Below are 25,933 nucleotides of genomic sequence, written 5' to 3' on the forward strand. Positions count from 1 at the left end.
AAATCAGAACTGCCAGTCCAGAGTCAGGCCAACACCGTGGTCTTTCTCATGGGAACCGATCAGCCCGTTGTAATCCAGGTTGACCCGCACATCGCGATTGAGCGCCAGACCGGCACGCACGCCGACCACAGCAGCATCACGGTCCATCGACACACTCTGCACCTTGAACGCACTGTTGCCGTTGGCGAAGGCCAGGTGACTCTCGGCATCAACGCTGCTCAGGTTGTGTTGCCAGCCCAGGCTCGCACCCAGTTCCAACTGGTGCTTGTCCGACAGGGCAAACGTGCGTTTGGCCCGTACACCGAGGGTCGACAGCACTGCATCACGATTGTCTTCGCCGCCCTTCAGTGCGGTGGCGTCACCCTTCTCGGTGAAGCTGTCGCTGTTGAGGTGCACGTAAGCCAGATTGGCGAACGGTTCCAGGTTCATCGGTTGCAGACGCAGATCGTAAGCCGCCTCTGTGAACAATTGCGCAGTGCTCGCATCGCGTTTGACCTTCTGCTTGCCGCTGACATCGGCCAATTGCAGGTCACGTTTCACATCGATGCGATGCCAGCTATACGCACCGCCAACGGTCAGGCGCAGCGCATCGATTTCATGGCCCAGATAGGCACCCAAGTGATAGCTGTCGACCGACGCCGAGGAATGCGTGCCACTGCCCATGTTCAACGAGCTGTCGCTATAACCGGTCACGAAGCCCAGACGGGTATCTTCAGTTATCAAGCCGTCAACGCCGGCCAGCAAGCCGCCGATGGAGGTGGTGCTGTCAGCATTTTTGTACCCGCCGTCACTGCTCCCCCAGGAACCCAGCACCTTGACCCAAGCGTTGCTGCGATCGTCGGTGGGGGCATTGGCATTGAACAGGTCACGTTCGCGCAGACGTTCACCCACGGCATCGCGCAGGTAACGGCTGTCGTTGATCAACAGGGTACCAATGGCCGGGTGAATCTCACCGGACAACTGCTGGAACGCTTGCTGCGCCGATGCCGCGTTTGGTGACAACAACAGCGTTTCGAACAGGGCATTGCCCGCGCCCAAACGCTCGGCAGCGGCACCGACGGCGCGCTGGTTCGGCGTCAGCCCCACGCTGGCGAACGATGCGTCGTTACGCCCCACCGCCAGTTGAATGCCACCTGCCGAGTAATCGAGGGTGCCACCGAGGAACGCGTAGTCCGGCAGCACCTGCCCGAAGCGTCCTTCAATGCCGCCCGCCGCTTGCAGGATGTTGTATTGGGTGCCCAGCAGGCTTTTCACTTGGCCGGTGGTCAGCAGTGTCGGGCTGTTTTCCAGCGACATGCTCACCGTCGCCCCTTCGATCACAGCCTTGCCGGTCGCAATGATCTGGTCACTGCTGGTTGGCGATAACTCCACCGCGTAGGTCGAGCCCGGCGCGAAGGTCACATCCCCCGCCACATTCAGGGTGCCGATAGAGTTGCCCGGAGCGACCGTACCGCCGCTTTTCACCGACAGCGCGCCGATGTGGCCGTTACCGCCGAGGATACCGCCGTCATTCACGGTGACCGCCGATTGCAGCGACCCGTTGATGGCCAGGCGCCCCTGATTGACCAGGGTCGGGCCGCTGTAGGTGTTGTTGCCGGTCAGCACCAGCGTGCCGATGCCTTGTTTGGTCAAACCGCCGTGCCCGGAAATGTCGTTGCGCCAGGTATCGAGACCGCACGTGATGTCGGTGCACACGCGTTCGGTGGGTTTGCCTTGGTCGATGATCGCGCCGATGCCGGGCAAATCCGCGACAAACTGGCCGGAGCCATAGGCGCCGTCGATACGGAATTCAGCCGGAATGTCCTGCTCGGTGACGAACATCGCCGGGCCATCAATGCCTTTGCGCAGGTTGATCATGCCCCAGCCGTACAAGGCGTCGATGCCCGGTGCGCCGAGGTCGGTGGCCGTGGTTCGCAAAACGCTGGCAACCTGATCGCCGGACATGTACGGGAAGCGCTCCATCAACACGGCCATGGAGCCGGCCACATGCGGCGCGGCCATTGAGGTGCCGTTGTAGTTGGCGTAGCCAGTGGTGAGGTTGTCAGCGTTGGTGCCACTGATGATCGAACTGTAGATCCGCGTACCCGGTGCCGAGACGCAGAAACTCGCGGTGTAACCGCAACGCGAAGAAAACGTACTGATGATGTACGGGTCGGAACTGGCCAGATTCGGGTTCTGTTGCAACGCCGCGACGGTGATCCAGTTCGGCGCAATGTCCGGGACGAAATAGCCGAGGCCAGCGATGGCGTCCGGGTTGTTGAGGTTGTAGTCGTTGCCGGCGGCGAAGATCGTGACGATGCCGCTGCGTGCGGCAGCAATCGCACCGTCATAGGCACCGCCGGGCTTGGTGCCGAGCAGCGTGCGGATCTCGTTGAACTGCAATTGTGCGTCGTTGACCGTGAAGTGCGGGTACGCCGGGTCGCGGCCGCCGAGGTCGAAACGGTCGGTAATGCCGATGCCCCAACTGTTGTTGATGATCCGCGCGCCGCTGGCGATCAGCGCATCCCACCCGGCCTTGTACACCGCGCCGTCGTTGCCGCGAACAATGCCGTCTTCCGGGCCTGGGTCGCCGTTGTCGGCGCTGATGATTTGCGCGCCGAACGCCACGCCGTGCATCGGACCGCCATCGCGACTGCCCGCCGCGATGCCGCCGACGTGGGTGCCGTGGGCGCCAAGTTTGCCGTTGGAGCCGACTGAGGGCGAACCGTCATAAAGGAACGTATCCCCGGCTTTGACCGGGATGTACGGGTCGGTGTATTCGCGAATACCCCGGGTGACCAGCGTGATGACTTTGTTGCTGCCGGAAAACTCCGGGTGCGCGGCGTACACCGGTTGGTCAAAGATCCCCAACTTGACGCCTTTGCCGGTGTAACCGGCGGCGTAGGCGTAATCGGCCCCGATAGCGCCCAGCCCCCAATCGGCCTGGAATTCGGCGCTGCGCCAACTGCTGGCATCGCCCGTGCGACCGTTTTCCACATAGGGTGCAGCCTGCGCTGTGCCCCAGGTGGTCAGTGCGCACAACACCGCGCAATTCAGGGTTTTAAGGGCGAAGCGACCACCCGATTGCGCGCAGGTATTGTTGTTATTCATCCAGCGACCTTCCTTAGTGATGTTGCGAAAAATCCGTTTGTTCAAAACAGCCAGTTCAGACTCACGCCGACGCCGTGGCTCTTCTCGCGATTGGCCAGTTGTGCGCTGTAATCAAAATTCACCCGTACATCGCGGCTCAGCGCCAGGCTCGCCTGCACGCCGACCAGCGCGGCATCGCGTACCAGCGCCGAACTCTCCACCGAGTAAGGCGTGCCCCCGCTGGCAAAGCGCAGGTGTTGCTCGGATTCGATGTCGTTCAGGCTGTGTTGCCAGCCGAGGTGGCCGCTCACATCCAGTGTCTGCTGAGCCGACAGATTGAAGGTCTTGATCGCCCGCACGCCGAGCGTGCTCAGCACCGCGTCACGCTGATCGCCCGAGCTTTTCAGCGCGGCACCAGCGCCCTTCTCGGTAAAACCCTCGCTGTCCAGATGCACGTAGGCCAGATTGGCAAACGGCTCCAGCGCGAGTGGCTGCTGGGCCAATCGATAAGCTGCCTCGCCAAACACTTGGGCGGTGCTCGCCTCCACCTTGGCTTTCTGTTTGGCGCTGACGTTGCCGTACTGCAAATCACGCTTCACATCGGCGCGATGCCAGCTGTAGGCCGCGCCGGTGCTCAAGCGCCAGGCACCAATGTCATGTCCGGCGTAGGCACCCAGGTGATAGCTGTCGACCTTGGCCGAGGAATGCGTGCCCGAACCCATGCCAAGCGAGCTGTCGCTGTAACCGGTGACCAGACCGATGCGGGTCTGCTCGTCCAGCGCGCCGTCGACACCGGCCAGAAGACCGCCAATCGACGTGCTGTAACCCGCCGTGTCATGACTCGAATCGGTGCTGCCCCATGCGCCGAGGCCTTTGATCCAGCCATTGCTTAGCGCAGCGCGGGGTTCACGTAAACGCTCGGCCACCGCATCGCGCAACGGGCGGCTGTCGTTGATCAGCGCCGAACCGAGGGCCGGGTAGATTTCGCCGCTCAGTTGCTGGAAGGCGTGTTGCGCGACAGCCGCGTCTGGCGACAGCAGCACACTTTCGTAAACCGAGTTGCCCGCGCCCAAGCCTTCGATTGCAGCGGCCACCGAACGTTGATTCGGCGTTTGGCCGACGCTGGCAAACGTGTTCGCGTTGCGTTCGACGTTGAGTTCAATACCACTGGCGGCGTAGTCGAGGCTGGCGCCGATAAACAGATAGTTCGGCAGCACAGCGCCGAACTGGCCCTCGATGCCACCGGCCGCTTGCAGGATGGTGTACTGGCGCCCGAGCAGGCTTTGCGCCTCGGCGGTACTGAGCAAGGTGGGGCTGTTTTCCAGTGACAGGCTGACGGTTGCGCCGCTGACGGTCGCGGTACCGCCGGCAACGATACGGTCGCTGCTGGTGGGCGACAGTTCAACGGCATACGTCGAACCCGGTGCGAAATTGACATCGCCGGCCACGTTCAAGGTGCCGATGGAATTGCCCGGCGCCACCCGGCCACCGCTGTTGGCGGTCAATGAACCGACCCGTCCGGCACCGCCAAGCGTGCCGCTGTCGTTCACGGTGACGGCTGACGTCAGCGCCCCGTTGACCGTCAGCAAGCCGCCGTTGATCGTGGTGGCACCGCGATAAGTGTTTTCCCCGGTGAGGATCAAACGCCCGGCGCCGGACTTGATCAGGCTGCCTTGATACGTCCGCCCCGCTGCTGCAGCGTCGCGAGCGCTGCCCACCGCGTAATCGGTTAGATCCTGTTGACTGGCATTGGCCCCGACACCGTTCTGCCAGCCCTTGTCCCGCAAGGTTTGCTGCCAGGCACTGTGTTCGGCAAGGTCTTCGCGTTGGCGCTGAATCAATGCCTTGTCGGAGATGTCGTTGCTCCACACATCGCTCTGTCCGCCCGCCAGGCTGACGTCGAACGTGCCGAGCAACTGCCCCGGCCCGTGCATCGCCCGGTTCAGGTTGGCCACCCCCCAACCGACTCGCTCGCTGGGCGCATCGGTCACTGAACCATCGAGTTGCGTGGCGGTGCTCAGCAGCGTTTCGAGCGCCTGCTGATTGTTCATGTACGGGTAACGTTCCATCACCAGCGCCAGTGCCCCGGTCGCGTGTGGCGCCGACATCGAGGTGCCGGACTTGATCGCGTAACCGCCGCCGGGAACGGTGCTGTCGACCTTCGCCCCCGGCGTGGTAATGCACCAGTATTTGGCGACGCCGCACTGGTTGTACTTCTGCTGATTGCTTTGATCCAGGCCCGACACCGCCAGCCAATGACCTTCAAGATCCGGCTGAAAGTACGGCAACGTCGAGCGCACGCTGGCGTTCGGATAGCCACTGTTGCCCGCGCTGAAGACGTTGATCACCCCGCGTCGCGAGACGTCGGCAGCCGCGTCGAGCCAGGTGCCTTTGTTGAAGTGTTGGGCGTAGGCCGCCTGCAAATCGGCGAGTGTGCGGTAACTGACATCCGGCGGCTGGCTGCCCCAACTGTTGTTGATCGCCCGCACGCCGGCATCGGCCAGTGCGTCATAAACCGCTTTGAAATAGCGCGGATCAGGATTGGGGCCAAACAGGAAACGGTCGTTCTTGTTGGTGTTGCCGACATAGATTTGCGCGTTGTAAGCCACGCCGTGCATGCCCGCACCGTCACGGGCCGCGCCCATGGTGCCGACGACGTGGGTGCCATGGGCGTCGTTGTTGGGGTTGACGTTGCCGTCGATGCTGAACAGTGCGCCGTCGATGTAGCTGCCGTTGGCCTGCACCGGGTGATAACGGTCAGGGGCAAACTCGGGATGGGCAGCATCGAAACCGGAATCGAGCGCGCCAATCTTGACGCCCTTGCCGGTAATGCCGGTGGCGTAGGCTTGATCGGCCTGCATGCGCTCAAGGCCCCAGTCACGCTGGAATTCGGCACTACGCCAACTGGCGGAATCGCCGGGTCTACCAGGTTCCAGGTATTGCGCCTGGGCCTGAGCGATAGAAACAGCGAGCAACAGCGTGCCGACCGCTGCCGGCTTGATGTGTACGTCCATGTTCACGACTCACTTTTATTGTTTTATGCAGATTCTTCTGCGGTGTTGCTTGAGGCCCTCACTCAGCGCTGTCCCTGACGGTCAGGGCTGATGAGCAACAACAAACGCCTCATCCACCCGAGCCAGATCCTGCTCGCTCAATGTGCCGGCGTAGTAGTGCAATTTGGTCCAGGCCATCAAATAGTCGTACCGCGCCTGCGCCAGATCGCGGCGGGTGGTAAACAGTTGTTGCTCAGCGTTCAACGCATCCAGATTGGTCCGTTCACCGCCGAGAATGCTCTGCTTGGTCGACAACACCAGCGCTTCGGCCGAGGTCAGCGCCTTTTGATAAGCACGCAATTTATTCACCCCTGACAGGCAGGCGTTGAATTGGCGACGCAGTTCGATCAGCGTTTCGCGAGTCTTGCCATCGAGTTCGTATTCGGCCTGCTCCATGGTACGGCTGGCCTGACGTGTCGAGGCCGACACGCCACCACCCGCGTACAAAGGCACGCTCACTTCAAAACCAATGGTGTTGGTGTCATAGCGCTGGTTGTACGTGTTGCCGCTTTCCGATTCGTTCTGGCGCACCGTCGCGTACGCGCTGACCTTGGGCAGATGCCCGGCGCGATTACGTTCCACTTCATAGCGCGCCACTTCGACTGCCTGACGTTGCGAGGCCAGGTTCGGATTGTTGCTGATTGCCAGCTCGTGCCACGTGTCGTAATTGGCAGGTTGCAGCGCAAAGGTCTGGAAACTCTGATCCAGTGGCGCCAGATCGCTGATGTCCACGGCTGGCACACCGACCAGCGCCCCCAACTCACGCAACGCGGCGTCCTGCTCGTTGTGCGCCTCGATTTCCTCGGCGGTCGCCAGTTCATAGCGCGACTCGGCTTCCAGAATGTCGGTGCGCGTGCCCTCGCCCTGCTTGAACATGTGCTCGTTTTGCTGGAATTGCTGCTCATAGGCCTTCTTCTTGGCCTGAGCAATGTCGATCTGATCCTGAGCAAACAAGGCTTTGGTGTAGTTATCCAACACCCGCACCAGCAGTTCCTGGCTCCTGCCGCGAAAATTCGCGTCGGCAAACAGCGACTGCGCAACACCTTTGCGATAGGCCGCATACGCTTCGTAATCCAGCAACGGTTGTTGCAGCGTCAGGCTCGAGCCGTAACTGTTGTAATTGCGGTTCTCGGTATAGTTGCCGCGCTCATTAATTTGCGTGACCTTCGAGGTATTGTGGCCCTTGTTGTAGTTGTAACCGATTTTGGGCAACAGCCCGGCGCGACCAATGGCGCGGTTCTCAAGGCCAGCGTCGCGCTCCTTGATCGCCCCCAGGAACACTGGATCATTGCGCAGCGCCTGCTCGTAAATCTCGAACGGCCCCATGGCCGCCAGTGCACTGTTGCCCGCCAGCAGCGCGAACGCGGCCGTCAGTATGGAAAGCTTATTCATACAGCCGAACATCCTTATTCCTCGGTCAACGCGGAGCCGGCCCGGTCGAGCAGCGGTTTGAACAGATAGTTGAGAAGTGAGCGCTCGCCCGTGCGCACGAACATTTCTGCCGGCATGCCAGGCTTGATCACCAGACCGTTGAGTTTTTCCATGGCCTGATCGCTGACACTGCTGCGCAGCACGTAATACGGCACACCGGTTTTCTCATCGACCATCTGGTCGGCGGAAATCAGGCTGACCTCACCCGGCACCCGCGGGGTTTTACTCTGGTTGAACGCGGTAAACAGGATGTCCACCGGCAAATGAGGGCCGACCTTGTCGATCAGGTTGATCGGCAAATGCCCTTCCACTTCCAGCGTCGTGCCTTGCGGGACGATCTCCAGCAGCGTTTCACCCTGACGTACCACAGCGCCTTCGGTGTGCACGCCAAGATTGACCGCCACGCCATCGGCGGTTGCAAGAATTTCGCTGTGTTGCAAGTCGAAACCGGCGGAGATCAGTTGCTCGGACAGGGTCACGCTTTTGAGTTGCGCGTCGGCCAGTTGCGTGCGGACTTCCTTCTGATACTCCTCGCTGTGCTGTTGCAGCTTGAGGCGCGATTCGAGTATGCCCTGCTCCACACGACCGCTTTCGCCGGCGTTTTCCGCCAGTTGCTGCTGCACTTGCGACAGTTGGCGCTGGTACTCCATCAAGCGATTGCGCGGGATGTAACCGTTGTCCGCGAGCGGCTGCAGGTTACTGAGTTGTTGTTGCAGGGAATTGGCCTGTGCATTCAGATCGGTGCGTGCACGGCGCATGCCGGCCAGTTGCGAGGTCGCCCCTTCAATGCTGGCGCGCAATCCGGCTTGCTCGCGGGAAAACGCTTCGCGACGGCTGCTGAACAGTTGGCGCTGCCCCTCCAGCACTAACGCCAGGCGCGGGTCAGGGTCGTTGCTCAGTTCAGCCGGGAAGATCACTTGCTTGAGGTTGTCGCGCTCGGCCTGCCAGCGCGCCAGGCTCGCCCACGCCATGCGGTACTGGGCTTGCAGCGATTGCACGTCAGCCGCCACTTGCGTCTGATCGAGACGAAACAGCGGCTGGCCTTGCTTCACGCTCTCGCCTTCGCGCACCAGAATGCGGCTGACCACACCGCTGCTCATCGACTGCACCGCTTTGCGTTTACCTGAGACCACCACAGTGCCCTGCACCGGAATGCCTTGATCAAGCGGCGCCAATGCGGCCCACGTAAAAAAACTGCCAGCACCGACAATCGCCAGAATCCAGCCCATGCGCGCGAAGAATTTCGCATCGCGCTCCGGGCGCTCGGTGATGTAGGCGTGTTCCATGTTCGCTTCGTTTTCTGTGTTCATGCTGGCACTGCTCATACACCCGAATTCCTTGTCGAAGGCTGGTACTGCCGACTCATACTGAGCCCGCCCGGTGCTTGCGCAGGTTTCTCGCGTTGTTGTTCATTGGCCGCACCAGACAGCGCCTTGAGCACGTCCTGGCTAGGGCCGAAGGCTTGCAGGCGGCCTTCGTTGAGCACCAGCAACTTGTCAGCCTGGGCCAGCACTGAAGAACGATGCGTCACCAGCACCACCGTCGTGCCTTGCGCCTTGAGTTGTGCAATGGCACTGGCCAATGCCGCTTCGCCGACGGTGTCGAGGTTGGAGTTGGGTTCATCCAGCACCACCAGGCTTGGCGTGCCATAGAGGGCGCGCGCCAATGCCACTCGCTGCTTCTGACCGCCGGACAAGCCGCTGCCGTCCTCACCCAGTTGCGTGTCGTAGCCTTGTGGCAGACGCAGGATCATTTCGTGGACGCCGGCCTGTTGCGCGGCGGCCACGACTTTCTGCGGATCAGCGTCACTGAAACGCGCAATATTCTCGGCGATGCTGCCGCTGAACAGCTCGATGTCTTGCGGCAGATAGCCGATGTACGGGCCGAGTTGGTCGCGATTCCAGCGATGAATATCCGCGCCATCCAGGCGCACGGTGCCCCCCAGAGTCGGCCAGACACCGACCAGCAGACGGGCCAGCGTCGACTTGCCGGAGCCGGAAGCCCCCAGCACGCCGAGCACTTCGCCGGCCTCCAGATTGAAATTGACCATGTGCAAGGTCGCAGTGCGTTGCCCCGGCGGGCCGGCGCTGACTTGCTCGAAGGTAATCTGGCCTTTCGGTGCCGGCAGGGCCATCGCGTCATCGCTCGGCGGGAAGGCTTGCAGCAATGCATCGAGGCGACGGTAAGCCAGCTTCGCCCCGCTCCATTGTTTCCACACGGCGATCAACTGGTCGATCGGGCTCAGCACGCGGCCCATCAGAATCGAGCCGGCAATCATCATCCCGGCGGTCATGTCGCCCTTGATCACCAGCAATGCACCAAGGCCCAGCACCAACGATTGCAGGCACAGGCGCAGGGTTTTACTCAGCGAGCTGATCACCGCGCCGGTGTCGCTGGCCTGATTCTGCAAGCCGAGGAAGCGCGAATGCACCTGGAACCAGCGCTTGCGCAGTGAACCGAGCATGCCCATCGCCTGAATGGTTTCGGCGTTGTGCAGGTGGCTGGTGGCTAGCTGGCTGGATTTTTGCGAAAAACCGGCGGCGTCGCCCAACGGCTTTTTGGTCATGTATTCGTTGAGGCACGCCAAAGCGATCAGCAACAACGCACCCGCTGTGGCGAGCACACCGAGCCAGACGTTGAACAGGTAAATCACGAACAGATACACCGGGAACCACGGCGCGTCGAAAAACGCGAACAGCGCAGGCCCGGTAACGAATTGGCGAATGTGGGTCAAGTCGCCCAGCGATTGGCCTGCGTTGCCCTCGCCCTTGAACAGGTTGCGTTCGAACGCCGCCTGATAAACCCGCAAATTGAATCGGCGCTCCAGTTGGCTGCCAATGCGGATCACGATGAAGCTGCGCACCACTTCCAGCAGGCCGATAAAGGCGAAGAAACCAACAACCATCAGCGACAGCATCGCCAGGGTGGTTTCATTCTGCGACGACAGCACCCGGTCATAGACCTGGAGCATATAGATAGAGGGCACCAGCATCAGCACGTTAATCAGCGCGGTAAAGCAACCGACACTGATCAGAATACTTTTGTAGTCGCCCAAGGCCTTGAATAAGGGCGCGGTGGCTGGGGCCTTCGCCATCTTCATTGATTATTCCTGAAATGTTTGATCTCACCGAACTTTGGCGAGGTTTGAATTAGTCTTCTGTTCGCCGGCGCAAGACAACTTGCAAGTGCCCATTACAATTCAATAACAACTTCGGCTTTCACGTCGGCTGACCTATAACGATTAAGCATCACCTTATATCCAACTGGCCGTCTCGACGCTTATTGCACTACGCGTTCAAAAGTGATGATCAGCCCCGACTTCAAATGACTTGAATAGAGCCCTTCACGCTGTCGGCTGAAAAACACGATTCTTGAGCCTTCCTTGCCGGTAATCGAGATACCGTCCGGCTCGGGGAACCAGCCCATGGGCGTGTCTTCTATCCAGGCAGCCAAACAGTCGGCACCGTTGCCAACGGTCTGATTCGATTGCAGGTCGATGACACAAGTATTCGATGGTTTGTCCTGAAGTTTTTGCGCGTCCGGGGCGTCATTGCGAGCGGTCAGGGTCGCCTGCCATTGGCCGGCCAATTGCGAGGGATCTTCGAGTCTGAGGCTGCTTGCCATGCTTGTTTCTCCTGAAATCATCATCAGCGTCGCCACCAGCCACGCCACCGTTATGTAGGTAAAAACCTTTCGACTCATAGGAAACTTCACTCCGGCGTGTAGCCTTGCGTACCAGCCTAGACGATGCAAGCGAAGAAAGCGGCGCCTCAAGCGCCGCCCTCTTGGTTCACATCACGCCACGATGTCGCTGATCGCTGCCTGGCCAACGGTGCTGACCTGGAAGTCCGCCACGCCGTGCCCGGAGAAGTCCACCGACAACAGGCTGTTGCCACCCGACGACGTCAGCACTGCATCACCCGCCGAACCGGTGAAGTAGTTGACGAAGTGCAGGCCCGAGCCACCGGTGATACCGGTCAGGTCGATTTTGTCCAGACCACTGACGAAATCGAGGATCTGATCAATTGCACCCGGCCTGGAATCGGAGCTGGCCGCAAACACAAAGGTGTCAGAACCTGCACCGCCCCACAGCTTGTCGGCGCCACCGGCCCCGTAGAGGATGTCGTTGCCGGCACCGCCCTTGAGCTCGTTGGCCGCACTGTTACCGATCAGCAGGTCATTGCCCGAACCGCCGATGGCGTTCTCGATGGTGACACCTTTGGCGATGGACACGTTGCCCACCAGGCCGCCAACGTCGGAGAACGAAGCCTCATTGAGGTTGATCTTCTGGTTCTGGGTGAAACCCGAGAAGTCGAAGGTGTCCTTGCCGCCCGCATCCCATACCGAGAACACCAGCTTGTCGCTCGACGACGAAGCGCTGAGGAAATCGCGACCGGAGTTGGAGTTGAAGCCGTAGGTGGTGTCACCGGTACGGGTATTTATGTTGGCGCCATAGAGCTTCTGGATCGCAGCGATATCGTCCATCAACGGCCCGGAGGAATAGGCTTCCACCCCGCCCTTGCTGAAGTTCTGGCTGGTATTGCTCTCGCTCCAGTAACTCATGACGCTGTAGCCGCGGGTGTCTTGCCCGTAGGTCGCGTCATTGTAGGTCGGGTTGCCATTGCCGGCGTTGTAGTCGCCAGGGTGAGCCAGGCCCAGGGTATGGCCGATTTCGTGCGTCAGGGTCTGGCGCCCGTAGTTGTTCAGATCCGGCGTCTTGTTTTGCGTGTAGCCACTGTTGATCAGGTACCACGACGTGCCGTCATAACCGGCGCCGGTGCCTGGCAGATAAGCGAACGCCGCAGCGCCATCCTGGCCCCCGCTGTAGTTACCGAAGGTCATGTGGCCATCGCCGCCCGAGGCTTTCTCGGTGAAGGTGACATTGGCCACATCGGCCCAGGATTGCATGGCGAGCTTGGCCTGGGTTTGCTGTTGAGCACTGAACTTGCTGAACCCGCTGATCCCGTGCTTGTACATCGTGCTGGACGATGCCGATGTCAGGAACGTGTAGGTGAGTTCGATCTTGCCGCTGCCATCCTTGTCCTGGTAGGCAGCGCCGTCGCGCAGCAACTGAGTGGCGGCCTGATCGACGGAGAAGGAGGGTTTGCCATTGACCGTGAGGTTGGCGCCACGATCATATAGATGGCTGAAGCTATTGATCTGGTTATACGCCGAACTGGCTGCGGCCAGCGGTTGTGGCGCTGCGAACAACTGGAAAGCCTGTTCGGCGGTATCAATAGCATTAGCTTTAACTTTCGACATAAACACACTTCCTTGTTTAGCAATGGAACAGTTTTTGTCCGATAGCGACAATCTCTGGCGAGATCGTCCTATCACTCGCCCAATGAAGGCGTAAGAAACCTGACACAATTTGAAATCTAACGTAAAGCCTTTTTTTGAGATCAAACTGAACTGTTCCGGAAAACTCCCGTAAACAATGCGCACGGCGATAAAAGAATGTTCTAAACGGCTGGGTTTAGCCTAATTGCCTGACGATTTTCTATTTAAATATTAAATAAAGGTAAGTTGCGTTTTGTTAGGCACGTCGCATTTTCATGCACTTTATTAGTGCGATGCCAGTGTATGGCTATCAATCAATAAACAGACAATGAAAACAAAGGTGGCAGTGGGTTTGCTCGCCAAAGCGATGGGCAGTTAGCCAGCGCATTGCCTGACACGACGCCTTCACGAGCAAATCCGCCCCCACGGTTGTTGCGGGATCAGCTACCGGTACGGATCTTGTTCCACACCCGCGTACGAATCCGGTCGATGTTCAGCGGCATAGCCTCAAGCGCAAACAATTTCCCCATCATCTGCGGACTCGGATAGACCTTGGTGTCGTTCTTGATCGCCGGATCGATCAGGCTGTCGGCCTGCTCGTTGCCGTTGGCGTAGTGCACGTAATTACTGATGCCGGCCATCACGTCCGGACGCAGCAGGTAATTCATGAACGCGTAACCGGCCTTCTCGTCGGGCGCATCGACCGGCATGGCGACCATGTCGAACCAGATGGCGGCGCCTTCCCTGGGAATCGCATAACCGATATCGATGCCGTTCTTCGCTTCCTTGGCACGGTTTTGTGCTTGCAGAATGTCGCCGGAGAAGCCAACCGCTACGCAAATGTTGCCGTTAGCCAAATCGCTGGTGTACTTGGAGGAATGAAAGTAGCTGATGTAGGGCCGAACTTTCATTAACAAAGCTTCGGCCTTCTTGTAATCCTCGGGGTTCTTGCTGTGGGGCGGCAGGCCCAGGTAATTGAGCGCCGCCGGCAGCAGCTCCGGGCCGTTGTCGAGTATCGCCACGCCGCACTTTTGCAGCTTTTCCATGTACTGCGGTTTGAAGATCAGGTCCCAGGAATCCACGGGCGCATTGTCGCCCAACACCATTTTGACCTTGGCAACGTTATAGCCGATGCCGGTGCTGCCCCACAGATACGGGAAGCCGTGCTCGTTACCCGGGTCGTTGGTCTGCAAGGCTTTGAGCAGCACCGGGTTGAGGTTCTTCCAGTTTGGCAACTGGCTCTTGTCGAGCTTCTTTAGCGCGCCGCCCTGAATTTGCCGGGCCATGAAGTGGTTGGAAGGAAACACTACGTCGTACCCCGATTGTCCGGTCATCAACTTGCCGTCGAGGGTTTCGTTGCTGTCGTAGACGTCATAGGTGACGCCAACGCCTGTCTCTTTCTCGAAATTCCTGGTGGTGGCCGGCGCGATGTAATCGGACCAGTTGTAAACCTTGACCGTTTCGGCGGCATGACTGATGGAGGCAGCCAGCAACAGCGGCGCCAAGGCGAGGGTTTTCTGGATCATGAGTCGATTCCTGTAGAGGCTATTGTTGTTGGCAGGCAATCAAAGGATCAAACAATCAGAAAATCAGCACGTAGCTCTTGCGCACGGTTTCCTGGATATCCCAGATACCGAGCGTGTTGGCCGGCAACATCAGTGCGTCGCCACCTTGTATGTGCAGGGTTTCGCCACCGTCGTCCGGGGTGAACGTGCAGCGGCCGGAGATGAAATGGCAGAACTCCTGAGCGGTGATCTGCCGGCGCCAACGGCCGGGTGTACATTCCCAGACGCCGGTTTCAACGCCATCGTCGCGCTCGATGCTGGTGGTCGAAGCGATGGCGATCGGCTCGCCGAGGGGCACGGCCACCGGGCTGGATTCTTCAAGTTTCAGCGAGGCGGTGTTTTTGAACTGGGTGATGCTCATGGCGTTACCTGTCTTGTGAATAAACAACGTTTAGTGCATGAAACCTTCCATGAAGCCCGCCACTTGGCTGGCAAGTTTGCGCCGCCAGGGCGCCGTCGCCGGGTTGGCCAGGGTTTGGTCTTCGTGGACGAAACTCTTGATGATCGCGTTGTAGCCCAGCCAGCGGCACGGCTCTGGCTCCCAGGCGCGCAGCGCGTGAATCCCGCCATCGGGCAACACCCACGGCTGGTTAACCAGTTCGCTGTCACGCTCCAGAATCAGATCCGCCAGGGTGCGACCACCGAGGTGGCTGGCACCGACGCCCTCCCCGCCATAGCCGCCGGACAGCGCGATACCGTTGGCCCGATCGCAGAGCATGTGCGGTTTGAATTGCCGGGACATGCCGAGATTGCCGCCCCACGCGTGGGTGATCTGCACGTTTTTCAGTTGTGGGAACAGTTCGCCGAACAGATAACGGCGCAGTTCAACTTCATCGCGGGTCAGGTCAAAGTTGTGGCGCAGCTTGCCGGCAAACTGATAGCCGCCGCGGGCGCCGAAAACCAAGCGGTTATCGGCGCTGCGCTGGCCGTAGGTGACTTGGCGGCTGAACTCGCTGAAGGCCTGGCCGCGATTGAGGCCGATTTCGTCCCAAGTGGCAGCGGACAGCGGCTCGGTGGCGACAATCAGGCTTTGCACCGGCAACTGATAGCGACCCAAGGGCGGCAATGTCACCGAATAACCTTCAACCGCCGGCACGATCCAGCGACTGCGTACGCTCGCCTTGGCGGTGCGCAAGCTGCCCGACTGCCAATGTGTGACCGGGCTGTTTTCGAAGATCTTCACACCCATGTTTTCCACGGTACGCGCCAGCCCCCGAACCAGTTTCGCCGGGTGCAGGGTCGCTACGTGGGGGGCGTAAATGCCGCCATAAGGCTTGGCGACACGGATCTGTTGCGCCAGTTGCTCGGGGCTGAGCCAGCGGTAATCGTCGTCGGTCAGGCCTTGTGCGTGCAGCTTGGCCAGGTATTCACGCAGAGACGCTTCCTGCTCTGGATAACGTGCAGCGCAATACAACACACCGCCCTTACGATAATCGCAGTCAATGCCCTCACGTTCGATGACAACTTCGACCTCGTCGGGGATGGCGTGCAGCAGATCATACGAAGCGCGACGCTGCTGCGGTGACAGCCCGGCGAGCAAGCGCTCCTCACCCAGCAAATTACCCATCAGCCAGCCACCATTACGGCCAGACGCTCCAAAACCGGCGGTTTGCGCCTCGACGATTGCAATGTCGAGGTCGGGTGCGTGTTTCTTCAGGTAGTACGCCGTCCACAGCCCCGTGTAACCGGCGCCGATGATCGCCACGTCGACATCAAGGTCCTGTGTCAGCTCCGGCCGCGCGGTCAGCGGCTCATCGAGTTGATCCATCCACAAACTGATAGTGCGCCACGCCGGCATGCAAGACTCCGCCACTGAAAACCTTCGATGGCGTCGATCCTAGTGCGCTTGCTCAGCCGAAGTCTTGCGCGCGTGCCCGCAAAGAAATTTGTTTGGCGTAAGCCTTGGGTGACTGACCGGTGTGCTGGCGGAAACAGCTATAAAACGCCGATATTGAATTGAATCCGGCAGCGAACGCCATTTCGTCAATGCGCAGAGGTGGGGCCGCATCGTCCAGAGATCTGAGCAAATGCTGCAGCCGCGCCTGGTTGACGTATCGATAGAAGCTTTGACCAAGGACTTGATTGAGCAAATAGGAAATCTGATTGCGGCTGTACCCACACTCCTTCGCCACACGCTGCAAGTCGAGTTGTGGATCAAGGTATGGCTGCTGACGCTCGAAGTATTGCTGCAGGTCTTCGGCCATAAAACTCAGCTGTCGCGGCGAAAGGCCCAGCCGACTGACCGCTGGCCGCTGATTCGGCGCAGCCTTGTTGCTGGCCTGCGCACGCACAAGTGAAGCGTATTCGTTGACGCGCCAGATCAGCCCGTCCTTGACCGTGATGGCTTCGCTGGAGCGGAACGACACCAGGCCGTCACCGCCGCGCAGGGTCACTTCGTATTGAATGAACGCCGTGTTGCCATCGACGCGGATGCGGTCGCAATGCTCAAGGGTTTCGTCGGATTCTCGCGGCATGCTCACGCGCACGTACTCACGCAAGTCATCGAGGCTGAGCGCACGGTTCTGGAAGAAATCGTTGTATTGGATCTCTGGGTGGTACAGCGCCATGACACTGTCCAGATCGCGGTGTCTCCAGCTCAAGTGGTAACGCATGACCGTCGCGGCTGTGGCCTGGGTCTGTTCGGGGCCGTCATCGTCGGCGTGCATATTAGGCTCGGCGAAAAAGATTCGAGCTTGCCCAAGATCGCCACGCGCATCAATGATTAATCCATAGTGGCATTTTGGCGACGATTACGTAGGCCGTGACTTACATCAAAAAATGCGAAGCAATCGCAAAATGAACTGAAAAATCTCACAGTAGTTTCACATCAGGATGCTACTTTTAATGTCAATCACCGGTTGAGCCAATGAAGGCTCTTCCCACCTCACATGAGCAAAAGGAAGCGCTCGATGAAGAAGGCGGGCAACACATGAATACAAGTTCAAGCAAAGTCACGTTCCCCAATGCATGCCAGCTGATGCGCTGGCATTTTCATCCCATGGGTTTCGAGGCAACGATGGATGCGCCGGGCAGCATGATCGCCCGTCTGTTTGATCGTGCAAGCGGCGAAACCATGATCGCCATCGCCGGCATTCCTTGTGCCACGGTGATGAATGCGGCGGATGTCGAGCGAATTATCGAGGCTGTGGAGGATGAGCTGGAAGCTTTCATTCCTCCAGAGTCTTTTAGGAATTACGCATAAACTTATGATTTAAAACAAAAAAAGCCCGTATTGTTACGGGCTTTTTTGTGGATGATGCTTTCAGGCGCTTTGCCTTGCAGCACGGTGATCAACGAAGAACGGCTTGCCCTTGGCGATCCGGTCGGACGCCCGGGGCATGTTCACTGCTTGCGCTTCCTGCGGTTCGACATACCAGTAGCAATGACTCACCGCTCGGGTGATACCGACGTACGCCAGGCGCAGGATTTCATCTTTCTGCGCGCTGTCGTAAGGCTCGTTGTCGCCGCTTTTACCCAGTCCAGCCATGCGGTAGACCTGATTCTTGTAGGGCGAACTGGTCAAGTGCTGACAGTCACCGAGCAAAAACACCGCATCGGCCTGCAAGCCTTTGGCGCTGTGATAGGTCAGTTGTTTCAAGCGCCGCGCTTCGTACGGCAAGCTCGAATCAACATTAACTACTGAGCAAATATGCTCTTCAATCAATGACTTATCGCTACTTTTTCGATAAAGCATCAAGATCGAATGCCCCTGACGATAGTGTTCGGCGAGGCGCTGCCCCAAGGCCTGATCGTCGCGTTCCAGCACGTTGACCGGCTGCAGTGCCTTGGGCTCACCGCTGGCCTTGGCCTTCTTGCCGGGAATGGCCGGGGCGGCACGAACGATGTGTTCAGCCGCATCGATAATGTGTTGATGACTGCGATAGTTGTCACTGAGCATGACCCGGGTGGTGCTCGGCGACGGGAACTCCTGGTTGAACGCCATGAAATAACTCGGCGAACTGCCGCGCCAGCCGTAGATCGACTGCCAATCATCGCCCACACACAGCAGCGACGACCGCTGCGCACCGCGTCCGACATGCATGGCCGGCCCCCGACTGCGGATTTCGCCGAGGCTGGCGCGAATCCACGAAACGATCTGCGGCGAAACGTCCTGAAATTCATCGATCATCAGGTGCGACATCGGCCGCAGTAACTCATCGCTGAGTAGTTTGAGGTTTTCCGGCGAGTGCTCGCTGAACAGCGCAAACATACGGTTGTAGGTCATGATCGGTGGCTTTTGATCGAGCAGATGGTCTTCGAATGCCCGCCAGAACAGGCTTAGCGCCTCGAAGAAAAACCGGTCCGGATCATCCTTGGCAAAACTCATGCGAGCGACAGCGTCTGGCACATCCAGACCCAGGTTCTCGATGAAGCCTGCTGCCGACACGAAGCAGTCGAGTAGTGGCGCGGAGGCCAGTTCGCCTTTGACCTTGTAATCGAAGCCCGGGCCGGCGCTGGCATCACCAGCCAAAGTGGCGAGAACACGCCTTGATGACTCGCAAGTATCTAGCCATATCAATGGCTTACGACAGAATGCTTGAAACAGGGTGCGTTTTACCGCCCACTCTGCGCGTATGGAAAGCTTAGCGTTTGGCCGGCTGAGCTGCGCATCTTCCCGTGGGTCAAAACCCAGAACCACCCAGGCATCAAGGCTGGGGATATAGCCATGGCAATGGAATGTCGAACCGTTGATTTCGAAGGTCTGGCGATTCGGTTCGACCCCTTGGATAGGCCAGGCGCCAGCGCGAAACCACAAATCTTCAATGGCATCACAGAGTTCTTCATCCCGCTTGGCCGCCAGTTCGGTGACGGCCATGCGTTTTTGTACATCCGGGTGATCGCGCTCCAGCTCCTTGAGCTGCATGCCTGCCTTGGCCATCGGCTGGATTAGCTGACGGAATCGCTCGTCCTGAGTGACCAAGCGGTGGTAGCAGGCATTGAGTTGTTGGCGCTGGGCGTCGTTGATGCGCAGGTCGAACGGATTGCTGTCGACCTCCTCGTCAGCGCCCGGAGCCCGATGACTAAGGTTCTCAAATGCCTGCAAACGCTCGAAACCCGGCAGGCTGCGCACCATCGGCAGGATTCGCGAATGAAAGGTTCGCACCAACTCTCGTGCCTGCTTCAGGCCCAAAGCCTGACCCCAGAGCGCAAACAACTCGATCAGTTTATTGATGAAGTTTTTGCGCGACTCGCGGGTGAACGTCACCACGGTCATCGAATCGAGCTCAAAACCCAGGTAATGCGTCAGCAACACAATACGCAACACCAGCGTGGTCGACTTGCCCGCGCCGGCACCGGCAACCACGGAAGTCGAAGGCGTATCGCTGAAAATCATCTTCCACTGCGCAGCACTCGGCTGGGCATGTGCTGGCAGCAGACGCGCGACGTCAGCCTTCATGCGTTTCTTCAGCTCGGCCGTCAACGGCAGGCGCCAGTCATCGAACAAGTGATTATCGACACCCGGCGGGCGATGCTCGGTGCTGCGACTGTCGCGAATCAGCAAGACCTGCCGACCTTCCTCCAGCCCATCGAGCTTGCCCTCTTTATAGCCGTACTCGACGCCTGCGGTGTGACCACTGCGAAAACCGTCAGCCTGGCCGTGCAACCACGATGCCCGATGCTGGGCGCGCAGACGGGTCAAGCCATGGCCGAAGAAACGCGCAGCAAGACGCTTGAACCAGGGCATCTCGGCCAATGGACGAAGTTCGGGAGGAAGATCGGGGGTGTGTTGCGCCACGCGAAGGGCTCCAGTGGGTAAGGCGGTTGGCGGCTATGGTGTCTGTATTTGCTGTTGAGTTCTAGCGAAATGCTTACAGCTCATTGGTTTAGGTGATGAATTGAAAGTGGCGGGAGACAGTTTCGACGTGGTCTTTCATCAAGTTATTCGATGCTGATGCCGCATTTTTTACGCTTTTTATCGATACCTTCCTGATAGATGATCGCCGTCATAAACCACCGGTCTTGTGCCGGGTGCGGACACAGCGCCCCGTGACGAACCTTTTTTGAGGAGACGATCATGCTTGAACTCAGACCTTTCAGCTCGCTGGGCGGCGCCCATCATGGCTGGCTGGATGCCCATCACCATTTTTCGTTCGCCGAATACTACGATCCACAGCGCATGAACTGGGGCAATTTGCGGGTCTGGAACGACGACGTGATTGCCGCCGGCACCGGGTTCCCGCAACACCCCCACCGCGACATGGAAATCATCACCTATGTGCGTGAAGGTGCGATTACCCACCAGGACAATCTGGGCAACAAGGGCCGCACCGAAGCGGGCGATGTGCAAGTGATGAGCGCCGGCACCGGCATCGCGCACAGTGAGTACAACCTGGAAGCCAAGGACACCAAAATCTTCCAGATCTGGATTCTGCCGACCGAAACCGGCGCTGCGCCGTCGTGGGGTGCGAAACCGTTCCCGAAAGGGCATCGCGAAGGCTTCGTGACCTTGGCAAGCGGCAAGGACGGTGACGACCAGAGCCTGCGAATTCGCGCCGATGCTCGCTTGGTCGCCGCCAATATCAAGGCCGGTGAAACCGCCGAGTATCACCTTGATGAAGGGCGCCGGGCTTATCTGGTTCCGGCCACCGGCGTGATTGAAGTCAACGGCTTGCGTGCACAAGCTCGAGACGGTGTAGCGATTGCACAGGAGCAGGTGCTGACGGTTACGGCGATCGAAGACAGTGAAATCGTATTGGTGGATTTGGCTTGATTGCTTGATTCAACAAACAAAAAAGGGGCAGCCATGACGGCTGCCCCTTTTTTAGGCTTCGCGTTTATCGAGCCCTACTGGCTGGAAATGGCACCATCGACCAAGGTCTGCGCTTCGGCCACCAACTGCTTTAAGTGATCATCGCCAATGAAGCTTTCGGCGTAGATTTTGTAGATATCTTCAGTGCCCGACGGACGTGCTGCGAACCAGCCGTTTTCGGTCATGACTTTCAGACCGCCAATGGCCTGATCGTTGCCCGGCGCGTGACTGAGGATGCTCTGGATCTTCTCGCCGGCCAACTCGGTCGAAGTGACCTGCGCAGGCGACAGCTTGCTCAGCAGGGCTTTCTGTTCGGGATTGGCCTTGGCGTCAACGCGCACAGAGAACGGTTCACCCAGTTCGGCGGTTAGCGCGTTGTAAGCCTGACCTGGATCGCGACCGTTGCGAGCAGTCATTTCCGCGGCAAGCAATGCCGGGATCAGGCCGTCCTTGTCGGTGCTCCAAACGCCACCGTCCTTGCGCAGGAACGATGCGCCGGCGCTCTCCTCGCCACCAAAACCCAACGAACCATCGAACAGCCCCTCAGCGAACCATTTGAAACCGACCGGCACTTCGTACAGACGTCGACCCAGGCGCTTGGCGACGCGATCGATCAGACCACTGCTGACCACGGTTTTACCCACGGCGGCATCGGCACGCCAGTGCGCACGGTTCTGGAACAGGTAATCGATGGACACCGCCAGATAATTGTTCGGCGCGAGCAAACCACCAGATGGCGTCACGATGCCATGGCGATCGTGATCAGGGTCGCAGGCAAACGCCACGTCGAAACGATCTTTGAGGCCAATCAATCCCTGCATCGCGTAGCTGGACGATGGGTCCATGCGAATCTGGCCGTCCCAGTCAACGGTCATGAAACGGAACGTCGGATCGACTTCCTTGTTCACCACCTCCAGGTCCAGACGATAGTGCTCGGCGATGGCCGACCAGTAGCGCACCCCTGCTCCGCCCAACGGATCGACGCCCAGATGCAGCCTGGCATCACGAATCGCATCGAAATCGATCACGTTGATCAGATCGGCCACGTAGCTGTTTACGTAGTCGTGACGGTGAGTGGTGCTGGCCTTGAGCGCCTGCTCGTAGCTGATCCGTTTAACGCCAGCCAGTTTATTGACCAGCAGTTCGTTAGCCTTGGCTTCGATCCACTTGGTGATGTGGGTGTCGGCCGGGCCGCCGTTGGTTGGGTTGTATTTGTAGCCACCGCTTTGTGGCGGGTTGTGCGACGGCGTAATGACGATGCCGTCGGCCAGGCCCGAGGTGCGGCCACGGTTGTAGCAGAGAATGGCGTGGGAGATGGCAGGCGTCGGCGTGTATTCATCACCTTCGGCGATCATTACTGTCACACCATTGGCCGCCAGTACTTCCAGCGCGCTGGCCCCGGCCGGGGTCGACAGTGCATGAGTATCGATACCGACAAACAGCGGACCGGTAATCCCTTGAGCCTCGCGGTAAAGGCAGATCGCCTGACTGATGGCCAGAACATGCCATTCGTTGAAACTCAAATCGAAGGAACTGCCCCGGTGACCAGAGGTGCCGAACGCCACGCGTTGCGTTGAAATGGAAGCGTCAGGCTGGCCGGTGTAATAAGCCGTCACCAGTCGCGGGATATCGACCAACAATTCTGCCGGTGCCGGTTTGCCCGCAAAAGGACTGAGAGTCATGCAAAACCTCTGGAATAGAGTGGTTCAGAAATAGAGCGCAGTTTACTGGCAGTTTGACCGCAGCGCGATGGGATCTATCCGGCACACTTGCGATGTTTTTTAACGTTAATCGTCGGGCGCCAGACGCAATGCGTCGCCCAATAGCCCGACAACGCTGACCAGTTCGTGATCGCCAAGACCCAGCGGGCTCAAACGCAGATGGTGCGCATGCAACCCCTGCAGACTGAACAGCTCCCCCGGCGCAATAATGATCTGTTGCTTGAGCAGACGCTGAAACACGTTACCCATATCGACCGGCCGTAACGAACGGACCCACACAGTCGCCCCACCCTGCGGTTCTGCAATCTGCAGCGCGTCGCCCAGGCGCTCGCGCAATAGCTGGATCAATTGCGTACGGCGTTCCTTTAGCATCCGCCGCAATACGGCCAGGTGCTGATCCATCCGGCCACCCCCCAACAGTCTGGCGATGGCCTTTTGGCGAATGGGTGACAATCGGAACGCACGCAGCAGGAAATGGCGTTGCAATTCACGGCGCCAATGATGCGAAAGGACAAAACCGAACGGTGCCTCTGCACCGATGAATTTTTCGAACGAGGAAAACACCAGCAAGCGATCGGGATCCAGCCAGTCCCGCAGGCGCCGGGAGTCTATCCGCTCGTCAAACTCGCTGTAGCAGTCGTTTTCCAGAACCCAGGTGCCATGGCACCCCAGCAGATGCGCAACGGTCTGCCGATTGGCCTGAGACAGCAGGCTCCCCTGAGGCATGCTCAATACCGAAGACAAAAGGATCAGCCGCACCGACTCTTTCTTGAGCAACGACTCCAGTCGTTGTGGATCAATCACTCCCCCGTCCAGCAGTGGCAACTCGATGACGCGCACGTCGGCGGCCTCCAGGAGACGCAAGATCACCCAATCACAGGGCGATTCGACCACCACGGTGGCCCCGCGCAACTCAAGTACCGAAATGAGTATCTCCAGCACACCACGAAGATCGGCACCGATATAGACGTCATCCGCATGCCAGCAGTTAACCGTTGACGAGGTGTATCGTGCGGCCAGGACCGTGCGCAATTCCAGTTCACCGCTGGGTTGCACCAACCATTGCGGCTGGCGTGGATACTGGCGTAGCAGTTCACGTTCGAGCATCAACAACGGGCTGTCCAGCGATTGCAGTGATGCCGGATCGTCGTCGCTCAACACGCGCATTCCCGGGCGCTTGGTGTTGACGTAAACAGTTTCCAGCATATCCCTGCCGCTACCGGGCAAATCCATGGCGGGCAATGCTTGCGCGTAATAACCGGATTTGGCTATCGAATAGACTCGCCCCTCCTTTTCCAGTAGCGAATAGGCGTACTGGACGGTCGAGATAGAGACATTCAGCCGATCAGCCAGTTGGCGCAGTGAGGGCAAGCGCGCTGCCGAACCACTCCCCGCGTCATCGATCAGTTGCGTCAGATAACGATAAACCGCCTGATAAACGAAGTCGTTTTCCCGCGTTGCTTTCACGAGCTCGCCTTCATGGGCTCTGATTCACCTTTTGGCAAATGGATCACGATCAGCCTTCCGCCGACCGATCGACTGCCGACCCGGAATCTACCCCGTCCAGGCTCGCGTTTTGCTCGGCGACTTCGCCGGGGGAAGGCATCTGAATCGGACTCATGGCGTAAAGACGAACAATCAGTCCGACCGACAAACCGCTGACATCGGTCATCCACTTCAGGACCTGCTCGGGTGCATGCAGGCCCTGCATCGCCCGGTGCAGATCCGGCAGCGCAACCAACATCCCGGGATGGCAATTGCGCAGGAACCGTTCAAGCCCGCAACCGCTATCAATGAACGGTGCGAACAAAAGACACGTCAGCTGGATTTCGCTCAGATCAAAACGGGTTTGCAGGCAGCACTCCGCCTGCAAGCGCAACTGGCCAGGCTCCTGCAGATTGCCAAAGCTGGAAAGCAGCTGTTCGCACACCGGTTCGGGTAACTGTTTTGCGCGCATCGTTGCCAGGCAGCTTTGCAGGTAATCGCTGATACCCGCCTCGTAGGTTCGCCCCTCGATGAGTCGCGCCTGAAGGCCACACAAATGCGCTGCCACCAGGGGATCGGCGTACTCATCATCACCTTGATACAGCGCCAGGTCATCGGCCTGAAATCCAAGAAAGTCACTCAGCAAGGGCCAGCGCTCTTCAAGCTTGCCGACGATCATGTCATTGATGCCGATGAAACTGGTGCGTCGACAGGTTTCAAATTGACCTTCAGGACGCCACGCGACCCGCTCCTCGTCCGTATAGAACTCGCGATAGTAGTCGCCACCGAGTCCGTCAAGCAGCGGAAAAAGCGTTTCGAAGCCCGCGGAACTGGCTAGCGATCCGGCGATTGCCGCTTTCTGCACCGCACGGTTCAACCCATCGAGAAATTGCTTCTGACGGCGCGGGGATTCGCTACCGATCATCGCATCGACACCATTGTTCCAGCGGGCGACCTGACCGTAGTACTCGGCGGTGGCCAGATAAGCGTCATCCCAAAACTCCAGCGTTTCACTGAAGGTCCTGCGGTGACCGAGCAGCAGCAAGTTGATACGGTTAGCCTCACGCCCTTCGTCACAGATAGGTGCCTGATGATCAAACGGCAAGACCTGACGATGATCCACCATCAACAACTCGACTCGTGGGTCATCGTACAGAAACAGTGCGCTGTAGCTGCGATGCATGTTTTGCAATGCCGTCTGGCTATTGCCATTCCAGCGCAAAGTCGCCACCCGCAACTGGAAGGTCGCGGGTGCACGCCCTGCGATACTCAACTGCGCAGCCCGCAGCAATGCAAGCGTGTAACAACTGTCGCGCGAGCCGGTCTGGTTCACCAGCACCTTGAAATGGCCAATGTTCTCCATGCCGCCAGCGGCCACGGCCAGTCGCTGTATCAATAACTGCAACGCCGTGCGCTCTGCACGGGAAAAGAAGCTCAGCAAACGCTGCAATACCTGCTGGTAGACATAATTCATAGCCTGGTCATGGATCGTGCTCATCGGTATTTACCCGGTATCAAAAGTTTCATGCCATAACGACGGAAATATCAGCCGCACGACAATTCATCAAGTAAGTAATA

18 protein-coding genes are annotated in these 25,933 nt (G+C 58.9%); 2 read left to right on the forward strand and 16 right to left on the reverse strand.

Features of this window, described 5'->3' with window-relative positions:
* Window positions 1–3: 3 nt before the first annotated feature.
* The 11 genes from AACY18_RS03205 to AACY18_RS03255 form a co-directional block, all read right to left on the reverse strand.
* Window positions 4–3,090, reverse strand: a complete 3,087-nt coding sequence (locus AACY18_RS03205) for an autotransporter domain-containing protein (protein WP_339464215.1) — start codon at window positions 3,088–3,090, stop codon at window positions 4–6.
* Between the two features lie 41 nt (window positions 3,091–3,131).
* Window positions 3,132–6,083: an autotransporter serine peptidase EprS gene (eprS, locus tag AACY18_RS03210; RefSeq protein WP_339464216.1), complete on the reverse strand. Its 2,952-nt coding sequence runs from the start codon at window positions 6,081–6,083 to the stop codon at window positions 3,132–3,134.
* A gap of 81 nt (window positions 6,084–6,164) precedes the next feature.
* Window positions 6,165–7,526, reverse strand: a complete 1,362-nt coding sequence (locus tag AACY18_RS03215) for a TolC family outer membrane protein (protein WP_339464217.1) — start codon at window positions 7,524–7,526, stop codon at window positions 6,165–6,167.
* A gap of 2 nt (window positions 7,527–7,528) precedes the next feature.
* Complete coding sequence (locus tag AACY18_RS03220; RefSeq protein ID WP_339464218.1) at window positions 7,529–8,878, reverse strand: HlyD family type I secretion periplasmic adaptor subunit; 1,350 nt, start codon at window positions 8,876–8,878, stop codon at window positions 7,529–7,531.
* Complete coding sequence (locus AACY18_RS03225; RefSeq protein WP_339464220.1) at window positions 8,875–10,653, reverse strand: type I secretion system permease/ATPase; 1,779 nt, start codon at window positions 10,651–10,653, stop codon at window positions 8,875–8,877. Before AACY18_RS03225 ends, AACY18_RS03220 begins: the two co-directional genes overlap by 4 nt.
* Window positions 10,654–10,832: 179 nt before the next feature.
* A complete protein-coding gene (locus AACY18_RS03230; protein WP_339464221.1) occupies window positions 10,833–11,255 on the reverse strand; it encodes an AprI/Inh family metalloprotease inhibitor in 423 nt (140 codons plus the stop codon).
* A 93-nt stretch (window positions 11,256–11,348) separates the two neighbouring features.
* Window positions 11,349–12,815 (reverse strand): serralysin family metalloprotease, encoded by a 1,467-nt coding sequence (locus AACY18_RS03235; RefSeq protein ID WP_339464222.1) that lies wholly within the window; start codon window positions 12,813–12,815, stop codon window positions 11,349–11,351.
* Between the two features lie 458 nt (window positions 12,816–13,273).
* Window positions 13,274–14,359 carry a polyamine ABC transporter substrate-binding protein gene (locus tag AACY18_RS03240; protein ID WP_339464223.1) on the reverse strand — a complete coding sequence of 362 codons (1,086 nt, stop codon included), beginning with the start codon at window positions 14,357–14,359 and terminating at the stop codon, window positions 13,274–13,276.
* A 55-nt stretch (window positions 14,360–14,414) separates the two neighbouring features.
* Window positions 14,415–14,759, reverse strand: coding sequence for a cupin domain-containing protein (locus AACY18_RS03245; protein ID WP_339464224.1), 345 nt, complete (start codon window positions 14,757–14,759; stop codon window positions 14,415–14,417).
* Window positions 14,760–14,789: 30 nt separating this feature from the next.
* Complete coding sequence (locus tag AACY18_RS03250; RefSeq protein WP_339464225.1) at window positions 14,790–16,196, reverse strand: NAD(P)/FAD-dependent oxidoreductase; 1,407 nt, start codon at window positions 16,194–16,196, stop codon at window positions 14,790–14,792.
* Between the two features lie 52 nt (window positions 16,197–16,248).
* Window positions 16,249–17,064 (reverse strand): helix-turn-helix domain-containing protein, encoded by an 816-nt coding sequence (locus tag AACY18_RS03255; RefSeq protein ID WP_339464226.1) that lies wholly within the window; start codon window positions 17,062–17,064, stop codon window positions 16,249–16,251.
* A gap of 263 nt (window positions 17,065–17,327) precedes the next feature.
* Between AACY18_RS03255 and AACY18_RS03260 the strand changes: the two genes are divergently transcribed.
* Entirely contained in the window at window positions 17,328–17,600 is a 273-nt protein-coding gene (locus AACY18_RS03260) for a DUF1652 domain-containing protein (protein WP_339464310.1), read from the forward strand.
* 60 nt (window positions 17,601–17,660) lie between these two features.
* Here AACY18_RS03260 and AACY18_RS03265 read toward each other — a convergent pair whose 3' ends face one another.
* Both AACY18_RS03265 and AACY18_RS03270 read right to left on the reverse strand, forming a co-directional pair.
* A complete protein-coding gene (locus AACY18_RS03265) occupies window positions 17,661–20,135 on the reverse strand; it encodes a UvrD-helicase domain-containing protein (RefSeq protein WP_339464228.1) in 2,475 nt (824 codons plus the stop codon).
* A 143-nt stretch (window positions 20,136–20,278) separates the two neighbouring features.
* Window positions 20,279–20,416 (reverse strand): hypothetical protein, encoded by a 138-nt coding sequence (locus AACY18_RS03270; protein WP_339464229.1) that lies wholly within the window; start codon window positions 20,414–20,416, stop codon window positions 20,279–20,281.
* Here AACY18_RS03270 and AACY18_RS03275 point away from each other — a divergent pair.
* Window positions 20,415–21,110 (forward strand): pirin family protein, encoded by a 696-nt coding sequence (locus tag AACY18_RS03275; RefSeq protein WP_339464230.1) that lies wholly within the window; start codon window positions 20,415–20,417, stop codon window positions 21,108–21,110. The two genes, AACY18_RS03270 and AACY18_RS03275, sit on opposite strands and share 2 nt — an antisense overlap.
* A 74-nt stretch (window positions 21,111–21,184) precedes the next feature.
* Here the strand turns inward: AACY18_RS03275 and pgm are convergent, their stop codons facing one another.
* The 3 genes from pgm to AACY18_RS03290 all read right to left on the reverse strand — a co-directional run bounded on the left by pgm (window position 21,185) and on the right by AACY18_RS03290 (window position 25,853).
* The gene (pgm, locus tag AACY18_RS03280; RefSeq protein WP_339464231.1) at window positions 21,185–22,831 is read right to left on the reverse strand and encodes a phosphoglucomutase (alpha-D-glucose-1,6-bisphosphate-dependent); all 1,647 of its coding nucleotides are present in this window, start codon (window positions 22,829–22,831) and stop codon (window positions 21,185–21,187) included.
* Window positions 22,832–22,936: 105 nt separating this feature from the next.
* Window positions 22,937–24,337 (reverse strand): aminotransferase-like domain-containing protein, encoded by a 1,401-nt coding sequence (locus AACY18_RS03285; protein WP_339464232.1) that lies wholly within the window; start codon window positions 24,335–24,337, stop codon window positions 22,937–22,939.
* 49 nt (window positions 24,338–24,386) lie between these two features.
* Window positions 24,387–25,853: a hypothetical protein gene (locus AACY18_RS03290; RefSeq protein ID WP_339464233.1), complete on the reverse strand. Its 1,467-nt coding sequence runs from the start codon at window positions 25,851–25,853 to the stop codon at window positions 24,387–24,389.
* Between the last annotated feature and the right edge of the window lie 80 nt (window positions 25,854–25,933).

It is taken from the genome of Pseudomonas sp. EA_65y_Pfl2_P74, from assembly GCF_963970575.1.
In the GTDB taxonomy this organism is placed as follows: domain Bacteria; phylum Pseudomonadota; class Gammaproteobacteria; order Pseudomonadales; family Pseudomonadaceae; genus Aquipseudomonas; species Aquipseudomonas baetica_A.